Raw genomic sequence first — 12812 nt, forward strand, 5'->3', positions numbered from 1 at the left:
CCGGCACGGGGAGGGGGACCGCTTGCGAAGCAAGTGGTGGAGGGGGATTGCCCCTCGCCCATGCATCGGCGCTTTGGTCCGGTCGCCCGCCCCCTCCGTCAGGGCTTCGCCCTGCCACCTCCCCGTGCCGGGGAGGATTATATTTTGTTCAAGCCGCATCCCGCACCCCTACGGCGCGACGAAACGCCTCGACCATCGGCGCCAATTCCGCCGAGCGCATCTTGAAGGCCGCACGGTTGACGATCAGGCGGGCGGAGATCGGCATGATGATATCGGTTTCAACCAGTCCATTGGCCTTCAGCGTCGCACCTGACGAGACGAGATCGACGATGCGGCGCGATAACCCCAGCGAAGGCGCCAGTTCCATCGCGCCATTGAGCTTCACACATTCCGCCTGCAGCCCGCGCGCTTCATAATATTTGCGCGTCAGGTGCGGATATTTGGTCGCGACGCGGACATGGCTGATCGCCGCTTCATCTTCGTCGGCAGCGTCGGCGGGCTGGGCGACCGACAGGCGGCAATGGCCGATGTCGAGGTCCACCGGCGCGTAAAGTTCGGAATAGTCGAACTCTTCCACCACGTCCGATCCGACGATGCCGATCTGCGCCGCGCCATGGGCGACGAACGTGGCGACGTCGAACGCGCGCACGCGGATGATCGACACGTCGGGGCGATTGGTTGCAAAGCGCAGCGCCCGGCTTTTCTTGTCATGAAACTCCGCCTCCGGCGCGATACCGGCTTTGGCGAGCAAGGGCAGCGCTTCATCGAGGATGCGGCCCTTGGGAATGGCGAAGGTGAGGGTGCGAGTCATGACGCGCGGGCCTTAGCCGGGCGCGGGGGACAGGGCAAGGATTTGGGGGGGGCATACTCCTTCTCCCTTGAGGGAGAAGGATATGGAGCCTTACCGAACGGAGTGAGGTTAGGCGGAGTTGGATGAGGGTGGCGGTGCGCTATCGTTAGGGCGGTACACCCTCACCCAGCTACGACTAAGGCAGCAAGCTGCCAAGTCTACGCATCCCTCTCCCTCAAGGGAGAGGGTTATAGAGCCTCCACCATCGCACTCTGCGTGCTCGCGATCCAGCCGCCGCCCAGCACATGGTCGCCGTCATAGAGCACCGCCGCCTGGCCCGGCGCGACGCCATATTCCGGGGCGTCAAACTGCAATTGCCCGTCCACCAGCCGCGCGGGCACGGGTTTCGCCATCGATCGTACCTTGGCGGTCAGCGGCCCGGCAAAATCACGACCCAGCCAGTTGATGTCGCTCAATGTCGCGCCCGATACCGCCAGGGCTGCCTTTGGCCCCACGATCACGCGCTTGGCCGCCGCATCCAGGCGGATGACGTAGAGCGGGTCGGGCTGGCCGCCAATCTCCAGCCCCTTACGCTGGCCCACGGTGTAATGGATCATGCCTTTGTGCCGACCCAGCACCCGGCCATCGATATGGACGATGTCGCCACCCTCATCCGCATCGGGGCGCAGCTTGCGCACGATCTTGGCATAATCGCCGTCGGGCACGAAGCAGATGTCCTGACTGTCGGGCTTCAATGCCACCGCCAACCCGAGTTCCGCGGCGATTTCGCGGACCATCGGCTTGGGCAATCCGCCGAGCGGAAAGCGCAGATAGTCGAGCTGCGCCTGTGTCGTGGCGAAGAGGAAATAGCTCTGGTCGCGCGCCGGGTCGGCGGCGCGGTGCAGTTCCGCGCCGTTTGGCCCTTCCACCCGGCGGACATAATGGCCGGTGGCGAGGCAATCGGCGCCCAGATCGCGTGCGATCTGGAACAGATCGGTGAACTTCACCCCCATGTTGCACTTCACGCAAGGGATGGGGGTGCGCCCGGCCATATATTCGTCGGCAAAGTCGGCGATCACCGACTCGCGAAAGCGGCTTTCATAATCGAACACATAATGGGCGATGCCGATGCGGTCGGCGACAGCGCGCGCGTCGCGTATGTCTTGGCCCGCGCAGCAACTACCCGTTCGTCCTACCGCCGCGCCATGATCATAAAGTTGCAGTGTCACGCCAATGACTTCCGCGCCCGTTTTCGCGGCCAGCGCAGCAACGACGGAGGAATCCACGCCGCCGGACATGGCAACGACGATGCGCCGCGCGTCGAGCGGCTGGGCTAGCTGAAATTCTGGCTGCATGGCCGCGCCTATACGCTCCACGCGGCTGCCATGCCAGTGGCGAGTGATGCGATAGCCCGCCCCGCTATGCGACGAAGCGTTGGTTCGAGTTTACGGACCCTTATCCATTGCCACCTAGAAAGAGGGCATGGACCTTAGTTTCCTTCGGGCAAGCGGGCTTAAGCCCGTCCATGCCAGAGCCCTCGACCGACCGCGCATGCCGGTCTGGCCGTTCCTGCGAGCCGCTTGCGCGGCTGCACAGGCGGCCAGTCCTACGGCGCAGGCGGTTGCGGGCGTCCTGCGGGGGCAGGGCGAAGAGGAAGACTGGGTTCAGGAACTGGCGGCAGTGTTTGCGCCACGTTCCGGCGGCATGATCGAGGCCGTTCGTCTCGCGGGAAGTTTCAATCCACTCGTCGCGAGCCGTCTAGCTGGGGGGCAAGGAAGATGAAGATGGCGTTTACCGTGGCGCTTTAGTCGATGTTCAGGGCTGAAGCGCAAAAAGGATAACGCTGTTGGATTTTGCAACACCAAATGCCGCAAGTTGAGGGTTAAGAATGATCGAGAACCAGAAAATCAGGCCTGCCCAGGTCGTCGGGCCGCTCGGAGAACCCCTGACGCTGGATAGCCTGCCGCCTGCGGATACGACGCGATGGGTGGTGCGGCGCAAGGCCGAGGTGGTCGCGGCCGTCAATGGCGGCCTGCTGACCGTCGATGAAGCGTGCGCGCGCTATAATCTGACGCTGGAGGAATTTGCCGGCTGGCAGCGCGCCGTCGACCGGTCGGGCATGCACGGGCTGCGCGTCACGCGCATCCAATATTATAAGTCTCTCTATGAGCGGCAGCAGAAATATTGAATTCGCGCCAGCTGGCGTGACGGGATTGGCAGGGGCCGTCGGAGCATCGCTTCGGCAGCCCTTTTTGCATCCCGTTGCGGGCGCGTCCTAACGACGCAAAGCCGCGATGGTTGCAGGGGCGGAATCATTTTTGTGCGATGGAACGAGATGCTCTGTCCCCCGTTCAATGATTACCCAACCCGCAGGGGGCGTGGTTCAAGGAGATTATCATGGGCATCATTCTGTGGCTTATCATCGGTGGCGTCGTTGGCTGGCTGGCCAGCATGGTCATGCGCACTGACGCGCAGCAGGGCATCCTGCTGAACATCGTCGTCGGCATCGTCGGCGCTTTCATCGGCGGTATGATTTTCAGCGGCGGTTCGATCAACGACGGTGTGACGCTCTACAGCTTCCTCGTGTCGCTGGTCGGTGCGATCATTCTGCTGGCGATCATCAACCTGGTCCGTCGCGGTTCGGTGCGCTAACGCGCCCAACCCGACCTTCCGATCAAAAGGGCTGCGCTTCATCCGAAGCGCGGCCCTTTTTTCATGACTGCGGGTGCTGCGGCTATCGCTTGGCCGCCAAGAAACGATACACGATCAATATGGCGATCGCGCCCAGCACGGCGGCGATGAAGCCGGCGCTTTGTCCCGGCGCATAAAGGCCCGCCAGCCTGCCCATGAAGCCGGCCAGCAGCGCCCCGGCGATGCCCAGCAACATCGTCACGATGCAGCCGCCGGGGTCGCGCCCCGGCATGATCAGCTTCGCAAGTGCCCCGGCCAGCAGGCCGATGACGATCCATCCCAACAAGTCCATGGCGCGCTCCTCTCCCCGTACCCCGCGTCGATATAGCGCCACAGTCCGGTTCGCTTGGCAATATGCTAAGCAGGCGTAACGAACCGACATCCGCGATCCACCGTCCCGTGCCGATACATTATCGCTTTGCCCTCGCGCCCGACCCCGTGATATTGGGGGTTGAGGCAGGTGCTATATTCATATAACACAGTCGCTGGATGGCGAAGGCCGGAAAGATGGAATCGGCATGAATTACGAAACCCAGGTCTTGCGCGACTCGACGGTTGTCCTTGGCGACGACGACTCACGCAACGGACGCAAGAAGCTGTTGATCGTGGGCGGCGTGGTCGCGCTGATACTGATTGCGGTGGCGATATGGATGTCCATGCGCGGCGGCGATGCAGCTGCGCCTGCGCCAAGCGCGCAGGTGCCGGTGGTAACGGTAACAAGTCCCGGCCAATCGACCGTCGCCCGCACCGTCACGGCAACAGGATCGCTCGCCGCGCGCGTCGAAATGCCGGTTGGCGTGATCGGCGAGGGCGGCATGGTCAGCCGCGTGCTGGTACAGCCGGGCGATTGGGTGCGCGCAGGCCAGCCGCTCGCCATCATCGAACGTTCGGTCCAGGTCGAACAGGTCCGCTCGCTCGCGGCCCAAGTCGAAGTGGCGCGCGCCGATGCGAAACTGGCGCAGGCGCAGCTCGATCGCGCCAAGGCGCTGGTCGGGCGCGGGTTCATCAGCGCGGCCGACATCGATCAACGCACGGCGACACGGGATGCGGCGCAAGCGCGCGTCAATGTCGCAGTCGCACAATTGGCCGAACAGCGCGCCCGCACCGGACGCCTCGACATTCGTGCGCCCGCCAAGGGCCTGATCCTGACCCGTGCGGTCGAACCGGGCCAGATCGTCGGTTCGGGCAGCGGCGTGCTGTTCCGCATGGCCAAGGATGGCGAGATGGAATTGCAGGCGCAGGTGGCCGAGGGCGACCTTGCGACGCTGCGCCCCGGTAACAGTGCGGTGGTGACGCCGATCGGCGGCAAGGATCAGTTCGCCGGACGGGTGTGGCAGGTGTCCCCTGTGGTCGATCCGACCGCGCGGCAGGGCATTGCCCGCGTCGCCATTCCTTATAATCCTGCGATCCGGCCCGGCGGTTTTGCCGCGGTGACGATCACCAGCGGATCGGGGACCGCGCCGCTGCTGCCGGAATCGGCGGTACAGAGCGATCCCAAGGGCAATTATGTCTATGTCATCAATGCCAAGAATATGGTCGAGCGGCGTGACGTGACCGTTGGCCAGGTGTCCGATGCGGGCGTCGCGGTAACCAGCGGCATCACGGGCACGGAAAAGATCGTGACATCGGCCGGCGCCTTCCTGACACCGGGGCAGAAGGTCAAGCCGGAAGCGATCAAGGGCAGTTAGGGCTGGCGGGGCCGCGTCGCGGCCTGCGCTGGATGGATTTGGAAGGGACGGCGATCCGTCCGGCGAGGGAAAGCCCGTCATGAGTTTTCGCAATATATCCGCTTGGGCGATCCGCAACCCGGTGACGCCATTGGTGATGTTCGCCGCCCTGTTGCTGGCGGGGATCGTCAGTTTCACGCGGATGGACGTCAACAATAATCCCGACATCAGCTTCCCGGCGGTCAGCGTGGTTGTCAGCCAGCCGGGCGCTGCCCCGACCGAGTTGGAAACGCAGGTCACCCAGCGGATCGAGGCGGCGGTCCGCGGCATCAGCGGCGTCGACGAAATCACCTCCTTCGCCTCCGAAGGCCAGTCGCTGACCAACGTCCAGTTCCAGATCGGCACGCCCGTCGATCGCGCCGTCAACGACGTGAAGAATGCGGTGGACCAGATCCGCAGCGACCTGCCCGACGGCATATTGGAACCACAGGTTACCCGCATCGACATTGATGGCGGGCCGATCGCCTATTTCAGCGCCGAAGCGACCGACATGACGCTGGAGGAACTGTCCTGGTATGTCGACAATACGGTCGCCAAGCGGCTGTTGTCGGTCAGCGGCATGGCGGCAGTCAATCGCGGCGGCGGCGTCAGCCGGGAAATCCGCGTCATCCTGGACCCCGCCAAATTGCAGGCGTTCGGCATCACGGCTGCACAGGTCAACCAGCAGCTGAACCAGGTCAATCTGAACGCGGCGGGCGGCCGCACCGAAATCGCCGGGGCCGAACAATCGATCCGCGTGCTGGGCAATGCCCGCAATGCGCGTGACCTGGGCGCGACCCAGATCGCGATCACCGGCGGCCGCACCGTCAAGCTGGCCGACATTGCCGACGTGCGCGACATGTATGCCGAACAGCGCAACCTGGCGCTGATGAACGGGCGGCAGGTCACCAGTTTCAGCCTGGAAAAGGCCAAGGGCGCGTCAGACGTCACCGTCTATGACGACGCGATGGTCGAACTGGACAAGCTGCGCAAGGAAAACCCCAAGGTTGCCTACAAGCAGCTCTATACCAGCGTCGATTACACCAAGGACCAATATCATTCGGCCATGGCCGCGATGATCGAGGGCGCGGTGCTGGCGGTCGTCATCGTCTTCCTGTTCCTGCGCGATTGGCGCGCGACGATGATATCCGCTTTGGCGATCCCGCTCTCGGCGATCCCGACCTTCTGGTTCATGGACATGATGGGCTTCACGCTCAACGGCATCTCGCTGCTGGCGCTCAGCCTGGTTGCGGGCGTGCTGGTCGATGACGCGATCGTGGAGATCGAGAATATCGTGCGCCATATGCGCATGGGCAAAAGCGCCTATCAGGCGTCGATCGATGCGGCCGACGAGATCGGCCTTGCCGTGTTGGCGACCACCATGGCGATCGTCGCGGTGTTCCTGCCGGTTGCCTTGATGCCGGGTATTTCGGGGCAGTTCTTCATTCAGTTCGGCATGACCGTCGTGGTCGCGGTGCTGATGAGCCTGGCTGTCGCGCGCCTGATCACGCCGATGATCGCGGCCTATTTCCTCAAAGCCCATGGCGAGGCAAGCCATGGCGAAGGCTGGCTGATGGACCGCTATATGAGCGTGCTGCGCTGGTCGCTCGACGAGCGCCGGGCCATCGCGCACCGCGCGCGCGGTGGCTGGCGGCGGTTCACCGCGATTTTCCTGGATCATCGGATGTGGACCGTCGGCTTTGGCGCGCTGGCCTTCATCGCGACCATCATCGCCTTCGCGACGCTGCCCATGACCTTCCAGCCCACGACCAACACCGATTTCAGCCAGGTGAAGATCGAAACCGTACCGGGCAGCACTCTGGCGCAGACGACGGCGATTACCCGCAAGGTCGCCGACATGCTGGCGGCCGATACGAAGGTGGTCGATGCCGCCTTTGCCGATATCGAAACCACCAATGCCGACATCTTCCTGACGCTCAAGAAGGACCGGCCGATGACGTCGGTCGAATGGGAGCGCAAGATTGCGCCCAAGTTCCAGACGATCGCCGACGCACGGGTGAATTTCCAGTCGCAGTCGGGCGGCGGCTTTGGCCGCGACATCATCATGATGTTCGGGTCCGACGATCCCGTGAAACTGGAGCAGGTCGCAAACCAGTTGGTCGCGGAAATGGCCCGCATCCCCGAATTGCGCGCGCCGCGCGTCCAGGGCGACATGCAGCGGCCTGAGATCATCATCAAGCCCCGGCTCGACCTGGCGGCCAGCCTGGGCGTGACCACGGCTGCACTCAGCCAGTCGATCCGTATCGCGACGATCGGCGACATCGATCAGAATAGCGCGAAATTCTCGCTGGCCGATCGCCAGATTCCGATCCGCGTGGCGATTGCGGAGGATAGCCGCAAGGATCTCGGCACGATCGAAAATATGCCCGTGCCCACCGTCAATGGCGGATCGGTGCCGCTCAAGGTGGTGGCCGACATCACCTTCGGCGCGGGGCCGACGCAGATCCGCCGCTATAACCAGATCCGTCGCATCGTCGTCGGGGCCGACATGGCACCGGGCGTCGTGACCAGTGAGGCGACCAAGAAGATCAACGCCCTGCCGCTGATGAAGGCGATCAACGAAGGCCGTATCCAGGGCGTGCAAAAGATCGACGCCGGCGATGCCAAGTGGCAGGCGGAAATGCTGGTCAATTTTGCCATCGCCGTAGCGTCGGGCATCCTGCTCGTGCTGGCGGTGCTGACGCTGCTCTACAAGCGGATCATGCCGCCCTTCGTCAATCTCGGCTCGCTATTGCTCGCGCCGCTGGGCGGGGCGCTTGCCCTGCATGTCGCAGGACAGCCCCTGTCGATGCCGGTGTTCATCGGCCTGCTGATGCTGCTGGGCATCGTCGCCAAAAACTCGATCCTCGTCATCGACTTCGCGCTGGAGGAAATGGACAAGGGCGTGCCCAAGTTCGAGGCGATCGTGGACGCCGGGCATAAGCGCGCCCAGCCGATCGTCATGACGACGGTGGCGATGGTGGCGGGCATGGTGCCGACCGCGCTGTCGCTGTCGGGCGATGGCGCCTGGCGCGCGCCGATGGGCATCACTGTGATCGGCGGCTTGTTGCTGTCGACCGTGCTGACGCTGGTGATCGTGCCCGCGACCTTCAGCCTGGCCGTCGCGCTCGAAAGCTGGGTCGGGCCGCGCCTTGGCCGGGGGCTGCTGACCTACAAGCCGGGCGATGACAAGGGAGTCGCCCTGCCTGCGGAATAGCCGGATGGATTAGGGCTTTGCCTGAACGAAACGGCGGCGTAACCGTTAAGCAGCCATGACATTGCTCCGCGCCTCCCGGTCGACCGGTGACACCCTGCCCAATCCCGCATGGCGCATGCGGATCTTCGCTACCGCGATGCTGCTGGTCATGGCGGCGATATTCATCGCGGCGCGGGCCACTGTCCATATCCATCCCGCCATCGGTTTCGTGCAGGCCTTTGCCGAAGCCGCGATGGTGGGCGGCCTGGCCGACTGGTTCGCAGTCACCGCGCTGTTTCGCCATCCGCTCGGCCTGCCCATCCCCCACACCGCGATCATCCCGCGCAACAAGGACCGGATCGGCGAGACGCTGGCGGTCTTCCTGCGCGACAATTTTCTCACGCCCGCCGTCGTCGCACGACGGATGCGGACGATGGACGTGGCGTCGGCGACAGGCCGCTTCCTCGCCAGTCCCTCGGCGGGTGACGGGCGGCTGCGCGCCGGTGCGTCGCGCCTGATCGCCGATATGCTCGAAGCGCTGGACCAGGAACGGCTGGGCGGCATGGTCAAGGGCGCGATCGGCCAGCGACTGCGCGGCATAAATGTCGGCCCGCTGATCGGCCAGGCGATCGAGGCGGCGATGCGGGATGGTCGCCACACCCCGGTCATGGACGGCATCATCCACTGGGCTGATAAAACGCTGGAAGCCAATGACCATCTGATCCGCCAGATGGTGCATGACAAGGCGGGCAAAGTGCTGCGCTGGACCGGGCTGGACGAAAATCTGGCCAATGCGATCATCGACGGCCTGCGCCGGATGCTCGCCGAAATGGCCGCTGATCCCGGTCATGAGTTGCGCCTGAAAGCGGAGGAGGGCATGGCGAAACTGGCCTTCGACCTGCAATTCGACCTGGAAACACAGGCCAAGGCGGCGAAGATCCGCGACGAGATACTCGACAATCCCGCCATGCAGCGCTGGATCGACGGGCTGTGGGAACAGGCGCGCGGCGGCCTGTTGCGCGCGGTGCGTGATCCCGGCAGGGCGATGGCCGGGCGGCTGGGCGAAGCGCTGCGCCAATTGGGCGGCACCTTGCAGGAGGATGCGCGGCTGCGGCTGGTTATCAACCGCTTCGTGCGGCGTGCAGCGGTGGGCGCGACCGCGACCTATGGCGATGCGATCGTGCGGCTGGTCAGCGACACGGTGCGCGGCTGGGATGCGGGCACCATTACCAACCGGCTGGAAGGCGCGGTCGGCCGAGACCTGCAATATATCCGCATCAACGGCACACTGGTCGGTGGCCTCGTTGGGCTGATCCTGCATGCCATTGACGTGGCGCTTTAACCCTCCTCGACAACCTTTCCAGTGACTCGATAAAATGATGTTGCAACATATCATAGAAGTATGATGTAACATGTCATGATCCGTCCAAAGGCGGGCGGTGTGGAGAGGAGTCGAGCGATGCGCAAATTGGCGATTCAAGCGACGGGCAACCAACGGACAGAGGCGGGAGTAGCGGCGCCATCAGGCTACCAGGGCGGCAAGGGGTCGCCGTTCGGCATCGGTGGCGCAATTGCGGTTCATGTGTTGGCAATCGGCGTCTGGCTGATGATCCCGCAGGAGATGATCGACGAGGTGTTCACGCCGCCGCCGCTGATCACCACCAACGTTCCGCTGCTTGATCCGCCCCCGTCCGAACAGACCGAGCCGACGACCACGGAGCGGATACCGACCCGACCGACAGAGCAGCGCCCGACCACAGTCGATCCGATCGTGCCGTCGAGCGGAGGCGATTCCGTCCTGACCGGCAGCACCGCGTCGGGCGAGGGCATCGACCCCGGCCCCACCATCGTCCTGCCGCCCGCCGACCCGCCACGCGAGCCGGTGATGGTGGAAGCGGCGATCGATCCGCGCGCGCTGTCCGCATTCCAGCCCGACTATCCCGGCGCGATGATCCGGCAAGGGATGGAAGGCAGCGTGACCGTGCGGGTGACGATCAACGCGCAAGGCCGCGTGACCGACATTGCCCGCATTGCTGCCAGCGACGAGAGTTTCTGGCGTGCGACGGAACGGCACGCGCTGCGCAAATGGCGGTTCCGCCCCGCGACCCGCGATGGCGTGGCGGTGGCGACGACCAAAATATTGACCGTGCGGTTCACGTTGACTGACCGGTAAGCCTACGGCTTCCGCCCTGTCCGTTGGGCAGGGCGGACCTTATCCATTTGCGCCAGCTGCGACGGACCCTTTTGCATCCTGGCGCAGGCTGGCCTATATGGACGATATGGCGATTTTTCCCCGTCCCGTTTCCCCCAAAAGAGCAGCCAATGATCTGTGGGGTTATTTTCGCGAAAGCCGGCCCCATAAATGGCCGTTGCTGGGCCTGTCGGCTGCGATCACCTATGTCATCATCTGGGCGTTCATCGTCGATGGCAACACCAATACGATGCCGACGCGCAACAAGATCATCTATGTCAAAAGCTGGGACGCCAACCGATCCGACGCGGCCGTGATCCTGCAGCAGAAGATGGACATCGCCCGCTATGAAGTGGCGCTCTCGCGCAGCCAGAAGGACATGCAGAAGGTCGCCGACATGGTCGGGATCGAATGGCGCGAGGACGCCGAGCGCAACAGCGCCAAGCGCAAGGAAGCGCTGACGCGGATCAACGCAATGCTGGACGAACGACTCGCCAAGGCCAAGCAGGCCGAAGGGGCGCAACAGCCCTGAGCGCATCGATGCCGATAGCCGACCCGGCCACCGACCGGCGCTTCATGGCCGCCGCCATCGCGCTGTCGCGGCGCGGACGCGGGCTTTCCACCCCCAATCCCAATGTCGGCTGCATCATCGTGCGGGACGGCCGGGTCGTGGGGCGTGGCTGGACGCAAAAGGGCGGGCGACCCCATGCCGAGGCGCAGGCGCTGGAACAGGCGCTCGACCGGGCGCATGGCGCTTGCTGTTATGTGACGCTGGAACCCTGTTTTCATCTGTCCCCGCGCGGCCCGCGCTGCGCTGACCTGCTGGCACGCGCCGGCGTGGCGCGCGTGGTGATCGCGCTGCGCGATCCCGATCCGCGCACCGACGGGCAGGGGGCGGCCTGGCTGCGCGAACGGGGCATCGCGGTCGAGATGGGCCTGATGGCAGAGGATGCCGCCCGCGCCATGGCGGGGTTCGTTTTGGGCCAGACGCTGGGGCGGCCGCATGTCACGCTCAAGCTCGGCCTCTCGCTCGACGGGCAAATCGCACTGGCCGATGGCGCCAGCCGCTGGATCACCGGACCGCAAGCCCGCGCCCACGCGCATATGGAACGCGCGCGGCATGACGCGATTTTGGTCGGCGGCGGCACGCTGCGGGCCGATGCACCGCGGCTCGATGTGCGGATCGCCGGGCTGGAAAACCGCAGCCCGCGCCGCATTCTGCTGAGTCGGGGCGAAGCGCCCGACGGCTGGGAACGGATCGGCAGCCCGGAAGAGATAGCGACGCTCGACCGGGTCGATCATCTGTTGGTCGAGGGCGGCGCGGCGACGGCGGCGGCCTTTTTGCGCGCGGACCTGGTCGATCGGCTGCTGCTCTATCGCGCGCCGATCCTCATCGGCAATGGCTTTGCTGGCATCGGCGACATCGGACTGACCGACTTGAGCGAGGCGCATGGCCGCTGGCGGCTGATCGACGAGCGGCGGTTGGGGGCCGACGGACTTGAGGTTTACGAGGCGGTTCGGAGCGCTTAGAGGCCGAGGCACAGGCCTCAACAGATGGATCAGGACGCATGTTCACCGGCATCATCACCGACATCGGCACCATCCGCAGCGCGGAGCAGCGCGGCGACCTGCGGCTGGTCATCGGTAGCGGCTATGCGATGGACGGCGTGGCGATCGGCGCGTCGATCGCCTGTTCGGGCGCGTGCCTGACGGTGGTGGAAAAGGGTGCGGACTGGTTCGCGGTCGACCTGTCGGCCGAAACGGTAGCGCGCACCGCGCCCGGTCTGTGGAACGAAGGCGCGCGCCTCAACCTCGAACGCGCGCTCAAGGTCGGTGACGAACTGGGCGGGCATATCGTCACGGGCCATGTGGACGGCGTCGGGCATCTGGTGTCGGCCACACCCGAAGGCGATTCGGTGCGTCTGATCATCGCCGCGCCTGCCTCTTTGGCAACGGCGCTTGCGGCCAAGGGATCGATCACGCTCGACGGCATTTCGCTGACCGTGAACAGTGTCGAGGACCAGGCCGATGGCAGCGTCCATTTCGGCCTCAACATCATCCCCCACACCGCTGCGGCCACCACGCTCAATGCGCTGCCGGAAGGGCGCGCCTTCAATCTGGAGATCGACGTGCTGGCGCGCTATCTCGACCGGATGATGAGCCTTCGCAATCGTGCAATGTGATTGCGGCTTGTAATTATCACATTGCAATGTGATATACGGCTCCAGTCCTTTCCGG

At 64.5% G+C, this 12812-nt stretch carries 12 protein-coding genes; 9 read left to right on the plus strand and 3 right to left on the minus strand.

Features of this window, described 5'->3' with window-relative positions:
* Positions 1-148: 148 nt before the first annotated feature.
* Positions 149-811, minus strand: coding sequence for an ATP phosphoribosyltransferase (hisG, locus tag OVY48_RS12925; protein WP_313923123.1), 663 nt, complete (start codon positions 809-811; stop codon positions 149-151).
* A 227-nt stretch (positions 812-1038) separates the two neighbouring features.
* Entirely contained in the window at positions 1039-2145 is a 1107-nt protein-coding gene (gene mnmA, locus OVY48_RS12930; RefSeq protein WP_313923124.1) for a tRNA 2-thiouridine(34) synthase MnmA, read from the minus strand.
* A gap of 533 nt (positions 2146-2678) precedes the next feature.
* Here mnmA and OVY48_RS12935 point away from each other — a divergent pair.
* Together OVY48_RS12935 and OVY48_RS12940 are read left to right on the plus strand one after the other, a co-directional pair.
* Positions 2679-2978 carry a DUF1153 domain-containing protein gene (locus OVY48_RS12935; protein ID WP_037476500.1) on the plus strand — a complete coding sequence of 100 codons (300 nt, stop codon included), beginning with the start codon at positions 2679-2681 and terminating at the stop codon, positions 2976-2978.
* Positions 2979-3187: 209 nt separating this feature from the next.
* Entirely contained in the window at positions 3188-3442 is a 255-nt protein-coding gene (locus OVY48_RS12940; protein WP_313923125.1) for a GlsB/YeaQ/YmgE family stress response membrane protein, read from the plus strand.
* A gap of 82 nt (positions 3443-3524) precedes the next feature.
* Here the strand turns inward: OVY48_RS12940 and OVY48_RS12945 are convergent, their stop codons facing one another.
* Positions 3525-3773, minus strand: coding sequence for a GlsB/YeaQ/YmgE family stress response membrane protein (locus tag OVY48_RS12945; protein ID WP_037476498.1), 249 nt, complete (start codon positions 3771-3773; stop codon positions 3525-3527).
* A gap of 226 nt (positions 3774-3999) precedes the next feature.
* Here OVY48_RS12945 and OVY48_RS12950 point away from each other — a divergent pair, with 226 nt between their 5' ends.
* The 7 genes from OVY48_RS12950 (at position 4000) to OVY48_RS12980 (ending at position 12757) form a co-directional block, all read left to right on the plus strand.
* Complete coding sequence (locus OVY48_RS12950) at positions 4000-5169, plus strand: efflux RND transporter periplasmic adaptor subunit (protein WP_313923126.1); 1170 nt, start codon at positions 4000-4002, stop codon at positions 5167-5169.
* Positions 5170-5248: 79 nt separating this feature from the next.
* Entirely contained in the window at positions 5249-8404 is a 3156-nt protein-coding gene (locus tag OVY48_RS12955; protein ID WP_313923127.1) for an efflux RND transporter permease subunit, read from the plus strand.
* A 55-nt stretch (positions 8405-8459) separates the two neighbouring features.
* Complete coding sequence (locus tag OVY48_RS12960) at positions 8460-9725, plus strand: DUF445 domain-containing protein (RefSeq protein WP_313923128.1); 1266 nt, start codon at positions 8460-8462, stop codon at positions 9723-9725.
* Positions 9726-9842: 117 nt separating this feature from the next.
* Complete coding sequence (locus OVY48_RS12965; RefSeq protein WP_313923129.1) at positions 9843-10556, plus strand: TonB family protein; 714 nt, start codon at positions 9843-9845, stop codon at positions 10554-10556.
* A 106-nt stretch (positions 10557-10662) separates the two neighbouring features.
* Positions 10663-11106, plus strand: a complete 444-nt coding sequence (locus OVY48_RS12970; protein ID WP_313923130.1) for a hypothetical protein — start codon at positions 10663-10665, stop codon at positions 11104-11106.
* Between the two features lie 8 nt (positions 11107-11114).
* Positions 11115-12104, plus strand: coding sequence for a bifunctional diaminohydroxyphosphoribosylaminopyrimidine deaminase/5-amino-6-(5-phosphoribosylamino)uracil reductase RibD (ribD, locus tag OVY48_RS12975; protein ID WP_313923131.1), 990 nt, complete (start codon positions 11115-11117; stop codon positions 12102-12104).
* A 38-nt stretch (positions 12105-12142) separates the two neighbouring features.
* Entirely contained in the window at positions 12143-12757 is a 615-nt protein-coding gene (locus OVY48_RS12980) for a riboflavin synthase (protein WP_313923132.1), read from the plus strand.
* Positions 12758-12812: the final 55 nt, after the last annotated feature.

It is taken from the genome of Sphingobium sp. SA2, assembly GCF_032227065.1.
Taxonomy (GTDB): Bacteria; Pseudomonadota; Alphaproteobacteria; order Sphingomonadales; family Sphingomonadaceae; genus Sphingobium.